Origin of the sequence: Aeromonas sp. S9(2024) (genome assembly GCF_041403185.1) — a bacterium.
Lineage (GTDB): Bacteria > Pseudomonadota > Gammaproteobacteria > Enterobacterales > Aeromonadaceae > Aeromonas > Aeromonas enteropelogenes.
Window position 1 is genome coordinate 581115 of the sequence record NZ_JBGLRE010000001.1, and the last position, 20621, is coordinate 601735.

Consider the following 20621-nt stretch of genomic DNA (forward strand, 5'->3'; position numbering starts at 1 on the left):
ACCGAGGGGATCCCATTCTTGGTTATTGTTCCCCGTAATGCTAACCTCTCGCCTCCCTTCTTAGGTGGGTCGCTGGCCACAGGAAAACCTCGAATTCCAGATGGCAAAAGGGCTATACTCTGCGCCCGTTGGCTAATTTTAAGACGATTGGTAGTTCTTCCATGCTGAAATGGCTCGTTCGCCTGTTTATTGTCATGATGCTGGGTGCAGTGCTGGGTGTTGCCAGCCTCATCGGCATCTATTTCTATATCAAACCCCAATTGCCCGATGTCACCGCCCTGCGTGACGTCAAGCTGGCGACCCCGATGCGGGTCTACAGCCGCGATGGTGAATTGATCTCCCAATATGGCGAAATTCGTCGTATTCCATTGCGCCTTGACGAAATCCCGCAGCAGATGATCGATGCCGTGCTGGCAACCGAAGATGCCCGTTTCTATGAGCACCCGGGGATTGACCCGATTGGCATCATCCGTGCTGCTTCTGTCTGGGCCATTTCGGGCCAGGCTCGCCAAGGTGCCAGTACCATTACCCAGCAGGTAGCCCGCAACTTTTTCCTGAGCAACGAGAAGACGCTCGTTCGCAAGATCAAGGAAGTGTTCCTGGCCTGGCGGATCGAGCAGAACCTCACCAAGGACGAGATCCTCGAGCTCTACCTCAACAAGATCCCCCTCGGTTACCGCTCTTTCGGAGTCGGGGCTGCGGCTCAGGTCTACTTTGGCAAAGAGGTCAAGGATCTGGGGCTGGACGAGATCGCCATCATTGCAGGTCTGCCCAAGGCGCCCTCCATGCTGAACCCCATCCGCTCTCCCGAGCGTGCCTTTGCTCGCCGCAACGTGGTGCTGGGCCGGATGCTGGAGACTGGCAAGATCACTCGTGCCCAGTTTGATGAGGCATCCCAGATGCCGATCAAGGCCCGCTATCACGGCGCCGAGGTGACCCTGAACGCTCCCTATCTCGGTGAGATGGTTCGCCAGAAGATGGTGGAGCAGTTTGGCGAAGATGCCTACACCATGGGTCTGCATGTCTACACCACGGTCAGCGCGGAGCGTCAGCGGGCAGCCAAAAAGGCATTGATCGACGGCGTCTTTGACTACGACATGCGCCACGGCTATCGCGGCCCGGCTGCACAGCTGTGGAAAGCGGGTGAACCGGCCTGGGATTATGAGCAGATAGTGGCACACCTTGCCAAGCAGCCCACCTACGAGCCGCTGATGGCCGCTGTGGTGACCAAGCTCGGGGATCGCAATGCCACCCTGGTATTGAAAAATGGCAAGGAGGCAGAGCTTGGCTGGAATGGCATCAAGTGGGCTCGCTCCTTTATCACCGACGATCGCCAGAGCTATCTACCGAAATCGGCTCGTGATGTCCTGAAAGTGGGTGCCCAGATCTGGGTGCGCGAGCAGGGCGAAGAGCTGCTGCTGGCGCAGATCCCGGACGTCAACGGGGCACTGGTCGCCATGAACCCGAAAAATGGCGCCCTTGAGGCCGTGGTCGGTGGCTTCAGCTTCGAGCTGTCCAAGTTCAACCGGGTCGATCAGGCACGCCGCCAGATCGGTTCCAACATCAAGCCGTTCCTGTACGCCACAGCGCTGGAGCACGGCTATACCCTGGCCTCCCTGATCAACGATGCCCCGATCAACCAATGGGATCCATCCAAAGGCCCCATGTGGCAACCAAAAAACTCGCCCGCCATCTATGAAGGCCCCACCCCCCTTCGCATAGGGCTGGCCAAGTCCAAGAACGTCATGTCGGTACGCCTGATGCGCGCCATCGGTCTGGATACCTACATCGACGGGCTGACCCGATTCGGCTTCCCGCGTGACTTCATCTCCCCGCATGAGTCGCTGGCACTGGGTGCTGCCGAATTTACTCCGCTCGAGGTGGTGCGCGGTTACTCTGTGCTGGCAAACGGCGGCTTCCTGGTCACCCCCTACTTTATCGACAAGGTGACCGACAGCCAGGAACACATCCTCTATCAGGCCAACCCCGTGATTGCCTGTGCCGATTGCGAACAACAAGCAGCGCTGCTGCCCGAGTCGCAGCCAACACAACAGCCCGGCTCTGACGCTCATCCGGCGCCCCTTGCCCCCATGCTGGCGCCCCACACCATCAGTGCCGAGAGCGCGTTCCTCATCACCGACACCCTGACGAGCGCCATCTGGGGTGGCAATGGCTGGCGTGGTACCGGCTGGCGTGCTGCCCGTGACCTCAAGCGTCACGATATTTCCGGCAAGACGGGGACCACCAACGAATCCAGGGATGCCTGGTTCTCCGGCTATACCCCTGAGCTGGTTGCCACCTCCTGGATCGGTTTTGACAACCATCAGCGCAGTCTTGGCCGTGGTGAGTTCGGGGGCGGTACTGCCCAACCCATGTGGATCGACTTCATGAAAGTCGCCCTCAAGGGAGTACCCGAGCACAAGATGCCTGTACCAGAGGGGATTATGACGGTCAGGATCGACAGCGAAACCGGCCTGCTGGCCGCCGGTGGTGGTACGAATGAGTACTTCAAGGAGGGGACAGAACCGACCCGTTATGCCTCTCCCAGCTCGGACGGCAACCAGGTCTATGGTGGTGACAACACAAACAGCGAAGGCCCCGTCTCGACCGACGATATCTTCTGATCCCCGCATAGCAAAAACAGAACCGGCAGCCTTGGCTGCCGATTTTTTTATTTGGTCAACTGCCCAGCCATCAATTTGATGATGCGGGCGGCCAGCTCGTTGAAACAAGGCCGGCGTACCGAGTAATGACGATAGAGCATGGCGATGGTTCGCCCGGGCACAGGCTCTATCACCGGGCGGTAACTTACCCCACCTTCATCGTGATTGGGCGGTACCGCCAGTTGAGGGATCAGGGTCATGCCACTGCCCGCTGCTACCATATTGCGCAAGGTCTCGAGACTGGTGCCCTTGAAGCGCTGATCCTCGCCAATCCCACCGGCAAAACAGAAGCCCATCGCCTGATCCCGCAGGCAGTGGCCATCTTCCAGCATCAGCAATTTCTTGCCCTTGAGATTGCCGAGCGGTACCTGTCTGGCCTGGGCCTCCGGGTGGTGGCTGGGGACGGCCAACCACATCGGCTCATGGTAGAGCTGGATGGCGCCAAACCCGTCCATCCCCTCCATTTCGGCCAGGATGACGCAATCCAGCTCCCCCTCTTCCAGCCGTTTCAGCAGTACGTGGGTCTGCTCTTCATAGAGATAGAACTCAAGCTGGGGAAAGCTTTCACGCAAGGTCTGGATGATGCGGGGCAGCAGATAAGGTCCCACCGTGGGAATGAAACCGATATGGATCTCTCCCGACATGGGGTCGGAGAAGTGCTGACCTATGCTCTTGAGTTCACGCACCTCCTTGAGTACCCGCCTGGCCTGATGCGCCATGGCATCACCGGCCGGAGTGAACAACACCTTGCGCGAGGTACGTTCGATGAGGATCACCCCCAGCTCATCCTCCAGCTTGCGCAGCTGACCACTGAGGGTCGGCTGGCTGACAAAGCAGCGCTCCGCCGCCTTGCGAAAGTGTTTCTCCTCATCCAGTGCCACCAGATATTCGAGATCGCGAAGATTCATACAACAAGAGTCCTGACTGGCAAAAGAGCCATCAGCATGCACAAGATTGGCTTCTGGAACAAGCATGACCCCCAGGTCATCAAGGGAAAGTACCCGATCTCCAGATAACAAAAGCCCGGCCACCTCGCGGTAACCGGGCTTGCCTTCAAGTGTCCTCAAACACGGAAGCGGCGAACCATATCCTGCAACTGGGTGGCCAGATGGTTGAGCTCGTTGCATGCCTGCGCCATCTGGGTGGCGCCAGCCGCAACCTCCTCCGAAGCGTGGCTGATATTGACCACGTTGCGATTGAGCTCCTCGCTCACCGCCCCCTGCTCCTCGGTTGCCGTGGCGATCTGGATATTCATGTGGGAGATACTGCTGACCGAGCCACTGATCTGGGAGATGGACTCACCGGCCTCACGGGCCGTCGCGACCGTCGCATTCATCAGCTCCTGGCTCTGCATCATGGTCGTGCCCGCCTGCTCGGCGCGCTGTTGCAGCTCGGCGATGATGGTGTTGATCTGGGAGGTGGAATCCTGGGTACGCTTGGCCAGGGTACGCACTTCATCGGCTACTACCGCAAACCCGCGCCCCTGTTCACCGGCTCGGGCGGCTTCGATGGCCGCGTTCAGTGCCAGCAGGTTGGTCTGCTCGGCAATGCCGCGGATAACCTCAAGCACCATGCCGATATTGCGGCTGTCATCCCCCAGTTGGCGGATAACCACGGCCGTGCTTTCGATGGCGCCGGCCACCCGCTCGATGCGCTGGATGGAATCATTCACCGTTCTTGCGCCAAGCTCGGCCGTTTCACTGGCCGAGGTGGCGGCACTCGCCGCATCGCTGGTGTTGCGAGAAACCTCCTGTACCGTCGCTTGCATCTCGTTCATCGCAGTCGCCAGCTGGTTCAGTTCATGCTGCTGGGCATTCATGTTGTTGGCGGACTGGCTGGCTACCGAACTTATCTCCTCGGCGGCGGAGCTCAGCTGCACAACAGAGCCCGACACTTCGCTGACCAGGGTTCGCAAATTGCCCTGCATCTCGCCAAACCCTTTGGCCAGAGTGCCCAGTTCATCGTTGTTGAATTTATGCATGTCGAGGTGCGAGGTGAGATCCCCCGCCGACACCTTGCGGGTTTGCTCAAGCAGTGCCATCACTGGATTTCGGACCTGTCCCGTCAACAACCAGGCTATCGCCACCACAAACCCGAGGGTCACCAGGCTGACGATGATGCTCATGGTCTTGGCACTGCTGTAGAGTGCAGCCACATTCTGGGTCATCTTGTTGGCTATTTCGGTATTGATCTCCCGTAACTGAAATGCCTTGGCGCCGACTTCCTCCAATGCGACCCGGGTCTCGTTACGACGCAAACTCTTGACCTTCTGCAGATCATCGGCGGCAAAAGCCTTCATTAACTCGTCATGCACCGCAAAATACTTGGCTCCGGCCGCCTTCGCCTGCTCATAGACCTGTTTTTCTTCGCTGGTACTGAACGTGAGGGCGCCATATGCCTGAATAGCCTTCTCGAACTCCTGTTTCGCCTGATCAAAGGTACGGGCCCGCTCGTTCACTTCCTCATCATCCTTGTTGAGACTGGCGATCACCTGGGCCAGTTCAGAGCGACGGGCATCCAGAATGGAAACATGCATCTGGGCGGCCAGACGAGTCGATGGCAACAGGTTGCTGGTGATGGTTTCGGTATCATCATAAAGCCGCGCCAGCTGACTGCTGGAAAACCAGGCCAACCCAAGGACAAGCAACGCCAGAATGGCGAATCCGGCACTCAATTTCTGGCCAATAGACATGTTTTTGAACATATGAGGGCTTCCTTGATATGAGTCTTCACTCCCGAAATATCTCCCGGAAATGGTCATATAGAGCATAGCCCGCATGCAGAAAACAGAAGTCCCTCATAGCGCTTCTGCCATCATGTTATTTCACATGAAAAAAACTCTCTTCCGCGTCTCTGAATCGAGCCTGCGGGATCAGCGCATCAGGGCCATCAACTGGCGGCACAGACTCTCCGGATCCCCGTAAAAATCGGCGACCCGAATGCCGAGGATCCGGCCATTCTGCTCCACTCCGAGAGTGGGGTACCCTTGGCCACCCAGCCGCTCCATCCAGCCCTGGCTATCCGCCAGATGAGCGGCCAGATCCACCTCCTGATAGACATTGATAAACGCCTCTTGCGATATGCCCTGCTCCGCCGCCAAGGCGGCCAGTGTGGCGAGAGCACCAACCCAGATGCCGTCCCGATAGTGGGATTGCTGGAGCCGGTGCAACATGGCAAGTCCATCTCCCCCCAGAGCTGTCACCGCCAGGATGGCGCGAATGGGAGGCTCTGAGTCCAGCATTCCCCCCTCCCGGAGCAGCAGTTCGTTGAAGTAACGCTCGCCAAAGGACTGACCGGTCAAGGCCGCGATCCGCTCATCGTGGGGGCGAACATAGTCACGCAGCGCCATCCCCATCGGCTGGCGACGAGCCCCCAGCCAGAGGCCGCCGGCATGCAGCTCGATGGCGATCCCCGGGATGCCTGCGGCGGCCGCCAGCAGGGGGGCGGCCCCATAGCACCAGCCACAGAGGGGGTCATAGACGTAATGCAGAGTGAGAGTGTGTGCATTCATGGCGTAATTTTCCTTGAATATCGTCCGGATCAAAAAACCGGGCCCAGGGCCCGGTAAAAAACACAGGGAAACGGCTCGGTGTATTACCACTTCATCTCACCGGTATTGACCTTGGCGCCGATGGCCAGGCCGTCATCGACCGGCAGGGCGGGGTAGGCTTTCTGCATACGCTCGACCAGCTCGCCTGAGTGCTTGACCTGCGCCAACTCTTGCTCGAAACGCTGCACATAGTCGCGGGTAAAGGTGACTGCATCGCTACCCTTGGGCTCGGCACCGAGGAAGTGGCCCGGCACCACGCGCTCGGGCTTGAGCGCCAGCAAGCCGTTCAGGGTCTCGACCCAGCTGGTGCGGGCCGCCTTGGTCTGACTATCCGCCATCCAGACGTGGACTCCACCGTATACCGCCACGCCGCCCAGCGCCGTCTTGATGGAAGGCACCCACAAATAGGCACTCGGCGTATTCATCTCCCGCACCTCGATCTGCTGCCCTTCGAGGGTCAGATGGTTAGCGGTCATCACCTCGGGCACCGTCAGGCTTTTCGGAGCCCCCTTACCCAGGATCTGGCCCCAGTAGGCCAGCTTGTCATCCTTGGTCTTGTTGATGTGATCCACCACATGCTGATCGGCGAGGACTTTCACGTCGGGGAAGGCCGCCTTGATGGGCTCCAGGCCGAAGTAGAAATCCGGGTCGCCGCCACTGATGTAGACGGTGGTCAGCTTCTTGCCGCTCTGTTTGATCAGATCCACCAGTGCCTGGCCATTCTCTACGTCAAACTGGGCATCGATCAGGATCGCCTCCTTGTCGCCCGCCACCAAGGAGGAGGAGACGGGGAAGATCCCCTGCTCGCCCGGGTTGTAAACGGTCACGCTCAAAGGGCTGGCCAGGGCTGCGCCGCTCAACAGAGTGGTGGCCAGGGTCAGGTTGCGGATCAGGGTGCTGTTCATCATGTGTTCCTCATTCATCATTCGGGTCATTGGATGGACACAGTCTATTGGAACGATTAAGTTGCAAATACAGCGTGTAACGCGCATCACTGTTGCGTATATCGAGCATATTGAGGGGCATACATGGATCGACTGACCGCATTGCGGGTCTTCGTCACCGTCGTGGAGCAGGGCAGCCTGAGCGGGGCAGGCGAAAAGCTGGAGATGTCGCGGGCCATGGTCTCCCGCTATCTGGCAGAACTGGAACACTGGATGGGGGCACGCCTGCTGCACCGCACTACCCGGCGTCTGAGCCTGACCGGCCCGGGGGAAGAGACCTTGGGCCGCGCCCGCCTCATGCTGGCATTGGGCGAGGAGATGGAGCAGGTCGCCATACGGGGGGATGACGCCCCCAAGGGACAGCTGCGGATCACCAGCAGTTACTCCCTCTCCGAGGCGCTGCTGGTGGGGACAGCCAACGACTACCTTGCCCGCTATCCGGGCACTGCCATCGATATCCTGCTGCTCGACAGAACCGTCAACCTGGTGGAGGAGCGGATCGATCTGGCGGTACGCATCACCAACGATCTGGATCCCAATCTGGTGGCCCGCCGTCTCGGCACCTGCCACTCTGTGGTGTGCGCCAGCCCGGACTACCTGGCTCGCCACCCGACCCCGCACAAGGCCCAGGATCTGGCGTTGCACAACTGCCTGACCTACACCTATTTCGGCAAGAGCCTGTGGGAGTTCAGCGGGCCGGATGGCCCGGAGTCGGTGCCGGTCAGCGGCAACCTCAGCGCCAATATCTCCAACCTGCTGCTGGAAGCGACCCTGAAAGGCGCCGGGATCAGCCTGCAGCCCCGCTACTCGGCGCAGCCCTATCTGGAACGTGGCGAGCTGATTGCCCTGCTGCCCCAGTGGCAACCCAAGCGGCTCGGCGTCTACGGGGTCTATGCAACCCGCAAGCAGATGTCGCCGCTGCTGCGCAGCTTCCTCGACTTTCTGGTGGCGCGCATGGCGGACGATCCTCTCTGGCAGGAGTAACCACCACAATAAAAAAGGGGCCTTAAGGCCCCTTCTTTATCTTGCATCAGGCTTCGAAGCCGAACGGTGTGACGGGCGGCTGCGCCTCTTCGCTCTCATCGAGGAAGATATCCCGATAGGCCACATAAATGGAGTAGTTGAGCGCCGGGATCACCACCAACAGACCGACCAGCATCAAGGCGGCGCCGAACAGCAGCAGGATGGCGCACAGAGCCCCCCACCAGAAGAAGGGCCACATATTGCGCCAGCAGCCAGCAAAGCTCAGACGCACGGCCTGCACAATGCCCACATCGTGGAAATAGATGAGGGCCGGGGCAAAGGTCACCGCCATCAGCGCCGGAATGAGCAGCGCCGTGCCCACCAGCAGCACCAGCAACAGCTGTTGCAGCTGGCCGGGCGATACCACCATGGTCTCTGGATCCTGGCTCAGCACGGGAAGCAATCCCCAGCTGGAGAGCAATCCGAGACACACCAGCCCGATCAGGCTGAACAGCCCCAGCACCAGGAGCCCCCCCAGCATCAGCGGGGTCAGCTTGTGACGAAATCCGGCAAACAGATCGGCAAAATTGAGGGCCTCCCCCCGATAGCCCCGAGCTGCCACCACGGCCCAACCTGCCCCCCACACCATATAAAGCAGCTGGGAGATGAGGCTGCCCGCCGGCAACTGATCCAGCACCATGCCGACCACAAACCAGACCAGCACCATGGCCACGCTGACGCCCATCCCCTTGTTGAAGATATCGAACCCGCTGCGGACCCAGACCCAGCCACGGCCGATCGGGTGGCGTGCCGGGTTTGTGCGCAAAGTGGGTAATCCGTTCATGTCATCTCCTCTGTGTATCGTGGGCATCAGTACTGGATGCCGATTCTAGAGGCAGGGCGGATACGACTCAATGGCAACGCCCTGCCCTCATCACACAAACCTGACGCAGCAGCGCCACAAAACCGGCACGGGCAGGCTCACAGGCTGGCCGTCACGGTGGGAACGAGGCACAATCAGCCCCTTGCAGCAGTTCCGTTTCCCCCTGTTTTGATCGCGAGTGGTATCGTCATGAGAGTTGTTTGTTGTCTGTTGTTGTTGCTGGCCAGCCAGTCGGCACTGGCCGAAGGCTTTATCAGCCGTCTGCTCAATCATCCGGTGCCGGGCGGTGTCGCCGTGGTGCCGCTGGGCAGTGAAGCGCAGGCACCGACTGCCCGCTATCAGGGCAAACCGGTGCTGGTAGTGCGTGAAGAGGGCAAGCGCTGGATCGCCATCGTCGGCATCTCCCTCAAGAGCAAGACAGGTGCCCACCAGTTGCAGGTAAATGATGGTCGAACCCTCAACTTCACCGTCACTCCCAAGCACTACCGCGAGCAGCACATCAAGCTCAAGAACGGTCGCCAGGTCAATCCGCTGGCCGAGGACATGGTGCGCATCAACCGCGAGCTGGCGGAGCAGACCCGCGCCTACCAGACTTTCAGCCCCAACCAGCCCAGCAATCTGCTGTTCGACAAACCGGTCAATGGCCCCCTCTCCAGCCCGTTCGGCCTGCGCCGCTTCTTCAACGGTGAGGAACGCAATCCCCACTCCGGCCTCGACTTTGCCGTGGGTGCCGGCACCCCCATCAAGTCACCGGCGGCAGGCAAGGTGATCCTCATCGGCAACTACTTCTTCAACGGCAACACCGTCTTCGTCGATCACGGCCAGGGGCTCATCAGCATGTTCTGCCATATGTCCAAGGTCGACGTGAAGCTGGGCCAGAGCCTGCCCCGCGGCGGCATCGTCGGCCGGGTGGGCGCTACCGGCCGCGCCACCGGCCCCCATATGCACTGGAACGTCAGCCTCAACGATACCCGGGTCGATCCCGCCATCTTTATCGGGGCTTTCAAACCTTAAGCCCCACGACGACAAAGGCAGCCAGTTGGCTGCCTTTTTGTCGTCTACCATCCTATCACTACGGCTAGCTCGCCACCCCGTGAGCACTGGCCTCCCCGCGCATGGCACGCCACATCAGCAGCACCAGCAAGGCGCTGCAACTGGGCAACGCCAGCCAGACACCGGGGACACCCCACAAGGAGGAGAATCCCCACAAGAAGGCGCCGATCAGCACCAGCTTGCCACCAGTCAGCAAGGAGGCAATACGGGCCCGGTTGATGGCCTGGAAATAGGTGGCCCCCACCAGCAACAATCCCTCCATCGGCAGGCCCCAGAAGTAGAGCCAGATCCCGAGGCTCGCCACCGGAAGCAGCGCCGCGTTGTCGCCAGCGAACAGATAGACAGCCGCTTCCGGCCACAGGTAGAGCGGCACCATGCCACACAGGGCGATGCCCAGGGTCACCCCGAGCGCCAGATTGCGTATGCGCAGCACCCGCTGCCAGTGGCCGGCCCCGGCGTTGAAGCTGGCGATGGGCTGGATGCCCATGGCTATCCCCTCGAATACCAGATAGAAAAAGGCCTCGGTGTAGCTGATCACCCCGTAGGCAGCCACATGGAGGGAGGTGCCGACCGAGAGCAGCGCCTTGTTGTGCAGCGCCAACACCACAGACAGATAGAGGTACATCAGAAAGCTGGAGACACCGAGCCTCAGGGTATCGGCCATCAGTGCCGGGTCGGGGCGCAGGCTGTCCAGACCGATGCGCAGCTGGCTGCGGGGGGTGAAGAAGTGCCACAGGCAGCACAGACCGGTGACCGCCTGGGCCAGCATGGTGGCCGTGGCCACTCCAGCCAGGCCAAACGGAAACACCACCATCAACAGATAGTCGAGCAGCACATTGATCAGGCAACCAAGCACCATGATGAGGCTGACAAAGCCGGGCCGCCCATCATTGCGCAGCAGCGAGCTGAACGTCATCGAGAGCACCGCAAAGCCGCCCAGCCAGGCATAAGCCTGCAAATAGGCGAGGCCTGCGGTAAAGATCTCCCCCTCGGCCCCCATCCAGGCCAGCATGGGGCCGCCATAGCGCAGCCCGATAACACTGAGCAGGAGCGACGAAAACACCACCAGCACCAGCGCGTTGCCCACGATACGGCGCGCTCTGGCCGGGTCGCTCCGCCCCAGATGGAAGGAGACCAGCGAGGAGGCCCCCATGCCGATCAGGGCTCCCACCGCATAAAGAATGGCGCAGATGGGATAGGCCAGCATCAGACCGGCCAGGCCATCCTGCCCGAGCACATGACCGACGAAGATGCCATCTATGGTGACATAGATGCCGGTGACCAGCATGGTGGCCACGGTCGGGGTAACGTAACGCCAGAAGAGGCGAGAGAGGGGGGCGGTGCCCAGATCAACGGCTGACATAATCGGCTCAAAGAGGAGAAAGCGGCGGCATCATAGCGGAACGTCCGGATGAGTTCCTGTTATTTATGTGATGAGTCATTAAGGATAACCACCTTTACCCACCGCCCTTCACTGCTTTAGGCTAGGGCCATCCTTCATGACCAGAAACGAGCCTCATGTTGCAACGCCTGCTCACCCTCTTTTTGTTCTGTCTTGTCCCCTTGTCATCCGCCTGGGCCGAGGACGCCGTCACCCAGGCCGAAGCCCTGCTGCAAAGCGTACCCAAAAGCGATACCCCCGAAAACCAGAAGCTGCGCGAGAGCTATCAGCAGGCACTGCAGTTTGCCCGCGAGGCCGAACGCTACCGGGAACAGAGCAAGGCCTACCAGCAGATCCTCATCGACTATCCCCAGGAGTCGAGCCGCCTCAAGGAGAGCCTGCACAACTATCAACCCGCTGCCCGGCCTCCCCTCTCCCGCCTCAAGGAGGAGACCCTGCGCCAGGCCATTGGCCTGAGTAACAACCGCCAGCTCAACCTGCGCAAGGAGCGCCAGGGGGTGATGGACAGCCTCAATCAGCTCGAAAGCACGGGCCAGGAGTATCACCTGCGGGTGGACGACCTGCGCAAGCAGCTGCAGCTGACTCGCAGCCAGCTGGATCGCCTGAGCCTGGGGAGCGAGTCGGATCGGCTGCTGGAGGCCCAGCAACTGGTGACCCGCATGAAGGAGCAAAGCCTCTCTGACCGGATCCAGATGCTGGAGCTGGAGCAGCTCTCGGCCCAGCAACGCAACGATCTTGGCAAGCTGAAGCTGCAGGAGCTCAACCTGGCCATCGCCGACGAGGATGAGTGGCAGACCAGCCTGCTGAACCAGCAGAACCAGCTGCGCCGTGAGAAAACGGAGCAGGCGCTGGCGGAGAGCGAGCGGCTGCGCAAACAGCTCACCTCCGACATGCCGCTGCTGCTGGAGCAACAAAAGCAGAACCAGGCCCTCTCCCTGCAACTCAGCGGTCTCGAAGACGAGATAGAGCGGGTTCAGGACGAGCAGCGCACCATCGACAAGAACCTGTTTACCCTCAACGAGCTGGTCAACTCGGTGCGCGAACAGCTGGAGTGGCTGCAGATCAGCAATGCCTATGGCGAAAACCTGCGCAGCAAGCTGGCGGATCTGCCCGCCTACTTCCCGCTGGACAAGCTGGAGTCGGCCATCGTCAACGCCCGCAGGGCCAAATATCAGTACGAGACCGAGCAGGATGACCTCGCCGATCCTCGTCAATTGCGCGAACAACTGCTGGCCGGCGAAGAGGTGACTCTGGATCGCTCGCAACTGGCGGTACTCGACAACCTGCTCAAGGCCCGCCGCCAGCTGCTGACCCGTCTCAACGATGCCTCCGATACCCTGATCCAGGAACAGACCCGGCTCAAGCTGCTCTACAGCCGCCAGAACAGCAAGATCGACGAGATCCGCGAGCTCAGCGCCAGCCACCTGTTCTGGCTGCCGGACGTGCGCCCCTTCACTCCCCAGGTCATCCTCGGCATCCCCGCCGCCCTGGCGCTGGCCTTCAACCCGAACAACTGGTTGCAACTGCCCCGCGCCATCGCCGAGAACAATCCCCTGACCCTCACGATGGCCGGTCTCGGCCTGCTGGTGCTGGCCTGGAGCTGGTTCAAGCTGGCCGGCCACCTGGTCCGCTTCTGCGAACACGTGGCGCCGCGCATCGGCAAGGTCACCCAGGACAAGTACAGCCTCACCAGTCGCCTGCTGCTGCGTACCCTGATCGCCTCGCTGCCGTTCCCGGCCATAGTGTTGATGGTGCGCGGCCTGCTCGAGGGGGTCTGGCAATATCCCTGCGCGGTAGCGGTGGGCCGGGGGCTTGGCGAGATCTGGTTCCTGCTGCTGGCCCTGATGATGGCGCGCCACCTCACTCTGGAGAAAGGGATCCTGATCCACCACTTCCGCTGGTCCAAAGAGCGAGTACAGCGAGTCTGGGGGCAATTTCGTACCCTGCTGCTGGTGCTGATCCCGAGCTTCTTCGTACAGGGGATGGCGAACAGCTACCAGGAGCACGCCTTCTACGACTCCCTCGGCAGGTTGGCCTTCATCATCGGCGCCCTCTGGCTGCTGCTGTTCTTCGCCCGCCTCAACCGGGAGCGGCTGCCGCTGACCTGGGGCCAGAGCGACATGAGCAAGCCCCATCTGCTGCACCATTTTATCTGGAACAGCCTGATGCTGGCCCCCCTGCTGGCGGTGATCGGCTCCCTGTTCGGCTACTTCTACACCTCCCGCACCCTGCTCAGGCAGCTGGAGCTGAGTCTGCTGATGGGGCTCGGCGCCCTGCTCGTCTACTACCTGGCCAGACGCTGGATGCTGATCCAGCGCCGCCGCCTCGCCTTCGAACGGGCCAAGAGCAAGCGGGCCGAGATCCTGGCCCAGCGGGACGATCCCAACAGCGATCTCAGTTCGGAGATCCCCGATGTGGTGGAAGAGGCGGAGCTGGATCTCGACACCATCAGCGCCCAGTCCCTCGGGCTGGTGCGCACCCTGTTGATGCTGGGCTTCACCATGTTGCTGCTGGTGCAATGGTCGGATCTCAACTCCGCCTTCAGCTTCCTGAGCAACATCGAGGTGTGGCAGGTGAGCAACAAGATAGGCGGCATCGAGCAGCTCTCCGCCATCACCCTGCAGGATCTGATGATGACGGCCTTCATCTTTATCCTGACGGTGGTGACGGCCCGCAACTTGCCCGGTCTGATGGAGCTAACCCTGCTCCAGCACCTGAGCCTCTCACCGGGGACCGGCTTTGCTCTCACCACCGTCAGCAAGTACCTGGTGATCCTGATAGGCGCCCTCACCGGCTTCTCCATGCTCGGCATCGACTGGTCCAAGACCCAGTGGCTGGTGGCGGCCCTCTCGGTGGGCCTGGGTTTCGGTTTGCAGGAGATCTTCGCCAACTTCGTCTCCGGCCTCATCATACTGTTCGAAAAACCGATCCGCCTCGGCGACACCGTCACCATCCGGGATCTGACCGGTACCGTCACCAAGATCAAGACCCGGGCCACCACCATAGTGGATTGGGACAGGAAGGAGATCATCGTCCCCAACAAGGCGTTCATCACCGAGCAGTTCATCAACTGGTCGCTGTCGGATGCCATCACCCGGGTCAAACTGCGCATCCGCATCGGCCTCACCCGGGATCCCAAGCTGGTGCAGCGCATTCTGGAAGAGTCGATACAGGCATCGACCCTGGTGCTGGATAGCCCGACCCCGGAGGTGTTCCTGGTCGAGTTCACCGATTCGGCGCTGATCTACGAGATCCGTCTCTACGTCAACAACATGGATCACCGGATGCCCATCACCCACGAGGTCCATTCGCTGGTGCTGGATAAACTGCAGCAGCAGGGGCTCACCCTGCCCCACCAGCAGATAGACATTCACCTGACCCGGGGCTGACCCGACCCGGCACGCAAAGGAGCAAGCATGCAGATCATTGCCCATCGGGGAGCCAGCGGACTGGCGCCCGAGAACACCCTCAAGGCGATCGCCCTGGCGCTGGCACAGGGAGCTGAGGCCATCGAGATCGACGTGCAGGCCGCCGACGGCGAATTGTGGGTCTTCCATGACCGACGGCTGGAACGCTGTACCAATGGCGAGGGGGTACTGAGCGAGCAATCCTGCGCCTATCTGCAGAGTCTGGATGCAGGCGACGGCGAGCCCATCCCGACCCTGTGGCAGGTGATGAGCCTGATCAGAGGCCGCTGCGAGCTGCATATCGAGCTCAAGGGGGCCAATACCGCCAAGCCAGTCGCGGCATTGACCAAAAAGGCAGAGGCCGAGCTTGGTTTTACCACTGCCCAGTGGATTGTCTCCTCCTTTCATCACCCCGAGCTGGCCAGCTTTGCCGGCCTGCGGCCCGAGATCCGCCTCGGCGCCCTCACTGCCAACCTGCCCCTCAACCTGGCCCTGTTCGCCGAACGCCTGGGGGCCTGGTCCATCAACTGCGATGTGGATTTTGTCGACGAGATGCTGATTGAGGATGCCCACCAACGGGGGCTCAAGGTGCTGGTCTATACCGTGGATCATCTCGCCGATCAGCAGCGGCTGGCGCAGTGGGGCGTCGACGGTATTTTCACCAATCGTCCGGATCGCTTCCTCCCATCCGGCCACCCTGACCCTGTAGATGGCTAAGACGCCCGATCAGCACTAACTTTAGAAAGCTGATCGGGATACAAAAAGTTCAAACTCGGCCGATAAGAGTTGGCTCACAACAATAACAACGCAATACACCTACTTCAGACTGACGCTCACAAGGATGTAATTATGAACTTGTCGATCAAAAACAAACTCGTCCTCGCCATCGGGGTCATCATTCTGGTGATCACCGGTCTGCAGGTCTGGTACAACACCTCGCAACTGCGCAGCGAGACTCAACGACTGATCTGGAACTTCATCGACGAAAGTTCTGCTGCCAACGTCAAGGGGATCTCCCGCTGGCTCGACGCCAGGGTGAACATGGTCAGCTCCACCAAGGAAGCCTTTGCCAAGGAAGACGAGCCCATCAGCCATCTCGCCCAATCCATGAATGCAGGCGGCTTCGATCTGGTTTATGTGGGCACCACGGATGGCCGGATGATCCAGAGCAAACCGACCGACCTGCCAGCCGGTTATGATCCCCGCAAGCGCCCCTGGTATCAGGACGCCACGACTGCGGGCAAGATGACCATCACCTCTCCCTATGCCGACATCACCACGGGCCAACTCATCATCACCATCGCCGAGCCATTCCAGCGCGGCAACACCCAGGGGGTGATCGCCGGTGATGTCTCCATCAGCGGTCTGGTCTCCGACATTCTGGCGGTCAACACCGAGGGCACCTACGCTGTGCTGATCGACAGCAATGGCACCATCATCGCCCACCCTGACACCTCGCTGACCCTGAAACCGGCCACCGAGCTCTCCCCCGAGCTGACGGCTGCCGGCGTCAACCGGATTGCCAATGACGGCACCATCTCCGAGATGGATATCAGCGGCAAGCTGAGCGTGTTCGACCTGAACCTTATCCCCAACACCAACTGGTACTACGGCATAGTGGTGGATGATGCGGTGGCCTATCAGTCAGTCAGACGCATGGTCACCTCGGCCCTGTTGCAAGGCTTGATCACCATCATCATAGTGGCCGGCTTCTCCTACGTGGCCATCCACGGCTCCCTGGCACCGCTGAAAACCCTGGGTGAGGCCATTGCCGATCTCTCCCGTGGCAATGGCGATCTGACCCGCCGCATCAAGATCGAGCGGGACGACGAGGTGGGAACTGTAGCCAAACACGTCAACACCTTCATCGATCGGATCCACACCATGGTGCAGGATATCTCCAACTCCTCCACCCAGCTCAACCAGCAGGCCAAGTCCTCCCACAACATGGCCGAGAAATCGAGTCAGGGGCTGGCGCGCCAGCAGAACGAGATCTCCCAGATTGCCACCGCCGTGCACGAAATGTCCGCCACCGCAGTGGAAGTGGCCAGCAATGCCGAACAGACCGCCGAGGCGGCGCGCTCCTCCTCCAGCAGCTGCGAGCACGGCAAGCAGGTCATCGCCCGCAACCAGCGCTCCATCACGGATCTGGCAACCCAGGTCGAACAAGCCTCCAACATCATTCAGGAACTGGAGAAGAACGCCCAGGAGATCAACACCATCCTCTCCACTATTCAGGGCATCGCCGAGCAGACCAACCTGCTGGCTCTGAACGCCGCCATCGAGGCTGCCCGTGCCGGTGAGCAGGGTCGTGGTTTCGCTGTGGTAGCCGACGAGGTGCGGGTGCTGTCACAACGCACCCACAGCTCCACCGTCGAGATCCGCAACATGATCGAAACCCTGCAACGCAACACCCAGGGCGCGGTCAGCACCATGCACGAGGGCCAGCTGCTGGCGCAAAACAGCGTGGATGATGCCAACAACGCCACCCAGGCGCTCGAGCAGATCACCCTCTCGATCAACCAGATCTCCGACATGGCAACCCAGATCTCCAGCGCTGCCGAAGAGCAGCGGGCCGTGACCGACGAGGTCAGTCGCAACATTCAGGCGGTGAAAGATGTCTCTGACGAACTGGCGGTAGACGCCGACAGCTCGCGTCATCTCTCGGAACAACTGAAAAATATTTCGGGTGAACTGAACAATCAGGTGGGTATGTTCCGCATCTGAATGCGCTAAAAAGGGGGCCACACCGGCCCCCTTTCATTTCATAATAGCCCTTATTTTTCAGTGATTAATCCAATACCGAGCAGATTTACCTCTCCCCCTTCCCTTCCCGATTCCCGGGACGGCACCACACCTGGTCACCTCGCCACACACCCACAACATAAATTAGATTTACTAATCCGAAATCATGACTGGTAATAATTCTCAATAAACATTTTTAATAAAAAACTTAAAAACTTTTTTGCGGATACCCAAAAAGAGAGGTAATTCTCATTTTGTTGAAAGAAAACTACGTACAATCCGGTAGTTAAAGTTTTCGCGGCTGTGTGTTCGATTGCTCAGTAACACTGAAAACCGGCGATAATTGCAACATTTTCATCCAGGGAACAGGGTGTTTGATAGAAAAATCACTAGTAAAAATGGAATAAAACCAAGCTGTTTGACTTGTATCAAACTTGAATTTTTTTCATAGAGCAAAATCGTGCCCAGCAAATCTATCCCTAAGGAGGCAGATGTGGATATTATCAAGACCGATGTTGCCATCATCGGCGCCGGTGGTGGTGGCCTGCGTGCCGCAATCGCCATTGCTGAAGCCCACCCGGAACTGGAGATCGCGCTGATCTCCAAGGTTTATCCGATGCGCAGCCATACCGTTGCTGCCGAAGGTGGTGCCGCCGGCGTCGTCCGTGATGATGACTCCCTGGAAAACCACTTCAACGATACCGTCTCTGGCGGTGACTGGCTGTGTGAACAGGACGTGGTGGAATACTTCGTCGAAAACGCTACCAACGAAATGATCCAGCTGGAACACTGGGGCTGCCCCTGGAGCCGCAAGCCGGATGGCAAGGCCAACGTCCGTCGTTTCGGCGGGATGAAGATCCCGCGCACCTGGTTTGCCGCTGACAAATCCGGTTTCCACATTCTGCACACCCTGTTCCAGACCTCCATCAAGTACCCGAGCATCAAGCGTTTCGACGAGCATTTCTGCCTTGATCTGATCGTGGAAGATGGCCGCGTCCAGGGCGTACTGACCTTCGATATCCAGAACGGCATCACCCGTTTCATCCAGGCCAAGTCCGTGGTACTGGCTACCGGCGGTGCCGGTCGTGTCTATCGCTACAACACCAACGGCGGCATCGTCACCGGTGACGGCATGGCCCTGGCCTACCGCCACGGCGTACCGCTGCGCGACATGGAGTTCGTCCAGTATCACCCGACCGGCCTGCCTGGCACCGGCATCCTGATGACCGAAGGTTGTCGTGGTGAAGGCGGCATCCTGCTGAACAAGGATGGCTACCGCTACCTGCAAGACTACGGCTTGGGCCCGGAAACCCCGGTTGGCCAGCCGAAGAACAAGCACATGGAGCTGGGTCCCCGTGACCGTCTCTCCCAGGCATTCTGGCAAGAGCAGCAAAAAGGCCGCGTGATCCAGGGCCCGATGGGCGACGTGGTTCACCTCGACCTGCGCCACCTCGGCGAGAAGTACCTGAAAGAACGTCTGCCCTTCATCTGCGAACTGGCCAAGGCCTACGTGGGTGTAGATCCGGTCAAGGAACCGATCCCGGTACGTCCGACCGCCCACTACACCATGGGAGGTATCGAAACTGACGGCAAGTGCGCCACCCGTCTGGCCGGCCTCTACGCCGCCGGTGAGTGTGCCTCCGTCGGTCTGCACGGCGCCAACCGTCTGGGTTCCAATTCCCTGTCCGAGATCGTGGTATTCGGTAAAGTGGCCGGTGAACAGGCTGCCGAATTTGCCGCTACCCAGCAGCACGGCAACACCCAGGCGCTGGTCGCCAAGGCCGAGGCGCTCATCAAGCAGCACCTCTCCCTGCTCGATATCGATGGCACCGAAAACCCGGCCGATATCCGCAATGAGCTGGGCATGTCCATGGAAGCCGGTGTCGGTATCTACCGTACCGAAGAGCTGATGCAGGGCACCATCGACAAGATCAACGAGCTGAAAGCCCGTTACAAGAAGATCAAGATCAACGACAAGTCCTCTGTCTTCAACACCGACCTGCTGTACGCCATCGAACTGGGCTACATGCTGGACGTGGCCGAAGCCATGGCTCACTCCGCCATCAACCGTAAAGAGTCCCGTGGTTCCCACCAGCGTCTGGACGGTTATGAGGAGCGTGATGACGTGAACTTCCTCAAGCACACTCTCTCCTTCTACAACGATGAAGGGGCCCCGACCATCGATTACTCCGATGTGAAGATCACTAAATCCCAACCGGCGAAACGCGTGTACGGTTCCGAGGGTGAGAAACAAGACGAGGCTAAGAAGAATGGCTGAGATGATCGAAATTGAAATCCTGCGCTACCGTCCCGAGCAGGATAACGAGCCCTGGATGCAGACCTTCCAGGTGCCTTACCTGAAAGAGATGTCCCTGCTGGATGCCCTGCAGTACATCAAGGATCACCTGGACTCTACTCTGAGCTTCCGCTGGTCCTGCCGGATGGCGATCTGCGGCTCCTGCGGCATGATGGTCAACGGCGTGCCCAAGCTGGGTTGCAAGACCTTCCTGCGCGACTACCTGCCGGGCAAGATGACTATCGAGCCGCTCAACAACTTCCCGATCGAGCGCGATCTGGTGGTCGACATGTCCGACTTCATCGAGAAGCTGGAGAGCATCAAGCCCTACATCATCCCGAGCGAGCCGCGCAGCCTGTGCGATGGCGAGTACACCCAGACTCCGGCTGACATGGCGAAGTATCACCAGTTCTCCATGTGCATCAACTGCGGTCTGTGCTACGCAGCCTGCCCGCAATATGGCATCAACAAGAAGTTCACCGGTCCGGCGGCACTGGCTCTGGCCTATCGCTACAACGCCGACAACCGCGACAGCGCGTCCAAAGAGCGGATGAAGATCCTGAGCCAGGACGAAGGTGTCTGGGGTTGTACCTTCGTGGGCTACTGCTCCGAAGTGTGCCCGAAAGGCGTGGATCCGGCCGCTGCCATCCAGCTTGGCAAGGTCGAAAGCGCCAAGGACTACATGATTGCCATGTTCAAGCCAGATTGAGATCAG

The 20621-nt window shown here is 59.9% G+C and carries 14 protein-coding genes; 8 read left to right on the top strand and 6 right to left on the bottom strand.

The features are described 5' to 3' along the window. The first annotated feature begins 161 nt into the window (after positions 1–161). Positions 162–2624, top strand: coding sequence for a penicillin-binding protein 1A (locus ACB028_RS02670; protein WP_061475607.1), 2463 nt, complete (start codon positions 162–164; stop codon positions 2622–2624). 47 nt (positions 2625–2671) lie between these two features. On the opposite strand, the gene oxyR is transcribed toward ACB028_RS02670, so the two are convergent. From oxyR to ACB028_RS02690, 4 genes are all read right to left on the bottom strand, one after another. After that, positions 2672–3571, bottom strand: coding sequence for a DNA-binding transcriptional regulator OxyR (gene oxyR, locus ACB028_RS02675; RefSeq protein ID WP_042072284.1), 900 nt, complete (start codon positions 3569–3571; stop codon positions 2672–2674). Between the two features lie 155 nt (positions 3572–3726). Then, a complete protein-coding gene (locus tag ACB028_RS02680; RefSeq protein ID WP_026456064.1) occupies positions 3727–5367 on the bottom strand; it encodes a methyl-accepting chemotaxis protein in 1641 nt (546 codons plus the stop codon). A gap of 168 nt (positions 5368–5535) precedes the next feature. Beyond that, entirely contained in the window at positions 5536–6174 is a 639-nt protein-coding gene (locus ACB028_RS02685; RefSeq protein WP_371143424.1) for a DsbA family protein, read from the bottom strand. Positions 6175–6257: 83 nt separating this feature from the next. After that, positions 6258–7118: a Vmh family MBL fold metallo-hydrolase gene (locus ACB028_RS02690; protein WP_371143496.1), complete on the bottom strand. Its 861-nt coding sequence runs from the start codon at positions 7116–7118 to the stop codon at positions 6258–6260. Positions 7119–7241: 123 nt separating this feature from the next. Between ACB028_RS02690 and ACB028_RS02695 the strand changes: the two genes are divergently transcribed. Beyond that, on the top strand, positions 7242–8141 hold the full coding sequence (locus ACB028_RS02695; RefSeq protein WP_371143425.1) for a LysR family transcriptional regulator: 900 nt from the start codon (positions 7242–7244) through the stop codon (positions 8139–8141). Positions 8142–8187: 46 nt separating this feature from the next. On the opposite strand, the gene ACB028_RS02700 is transcribed toward ACB028_RS02695, so the two are convergent. Then, on the bottom strand, positions 8188–8964 hold the full coding sequence (locus tag ACB028_RS02700) for a BPSS1780 family membrane protein (RefSeq protein WP_371143426.1): 777 nt from the start codon (positions 8962–8964) through the stop codon (positions 8188–8190). 228 nt (positions 8965–9192) lie between these two features. On the opposite strand from ACB028_RS02700, the gene ACB028_RS02705 reads away from it, so the two are divergent. Continuing rightward, positions 9193–10017 (top strand): M23 family metallopeptidase, encoded by an 825-nt coding sequence (locus ACB028_RS02705; RefSeq protein ID WP_201940384.1) that lies wholly within the window; start codon positions 9193–9195, stop codon positions 10015–10017. A gap of 64 nt (positions 10018–10081) precedes the next feature. On the opposite strand, the gene ACB028_RS02710 is transcribed toward ACB028_RS02705, so the two are convergent. After that, complete coding sequence (locus tag ACB028_RS02710; protein WP_371143427.1) at positions 10082–11419, bottom strand: MATE family efflux transporter; 1338 nt, start codon at positions 11417–11419, stop codon at positions 10082–10084. Positions 11420–11574: 155 nt separating this feature from the next. On the opposite strand from ACB028_RS02710, the gene mscM reads away from it, so the two are divergent. The 5 genes from mscM to ACB028_RS02735 all read left to right on the top strand — a co-directional run bounded on the left by mscM (position 11575) and on the right by ACB028_RS02735 (position 20615). Continuing rightward, positions 11575–14847, top strand: coding sequence for a miniconductance mechanosensitive channel MscM (gene mscM, locus ACB028_RS02715; RefSeq protein WP_371143428.1), 3273 nt, complete (start codon positions 11575–11577; stop codon positions 14845–14847). 27 nt (positions 14848–14874) lie between these two features. Next, the gene (locus tag ACB028_RS02720) at positions 14875–15582 is read left to right on the top strand and encodes a glycerophosphodiester phosphodiesterase (protein ID WP_371143429.1); all 708 of its coding nucleotides are present in this window, start codon (positions 14875–14877) and stop codon (positions 15580–15582) included. A 132-nt stretch (positions 15583–15714) separates the two neighbouring features. Continuing rightward, positions 15715–17592 (top strand): methyl-accepting chemotaxis protein, encoded by a 1878-nt coding sequence (locus ACB028_RS02725; protein WP_042025687.1) that lies wholly within the window; start codon positions 15715–15717, stop codon positions 17590–17592. A 511-nt stretch (positions 17593–18103) separates the two neighbouring features. Then, positions 18104–19888 carry a fumarate reductase (quinol) flavoprotein subunit gene (frdA, locus tag ACB028_RS02730; RefSeq protein WP_026457016.1) on the top strand — a complete coding sequence of 595 codons (1785 nt, stop codon included), beginning with the start codon at positions 18104–18106 and terminating at the stop codon, positions 19886–19888. Beyond that, a complete protein-coding gene (locus ACB028_RS02735) occupies positions 19881–20615 on the top strand; it encodes a succinate dehydrogenase/fumarate reductase iron-sulfur subunit (protein WP_026457017.1) in 735 nt (244 codons plus the stop codon). Before frdA ends, ACB028_RS02735 begins: the two co-directional genes overlap by 8 nt. Positions 20616–20621: the final 6 nt, after the last annotated feature.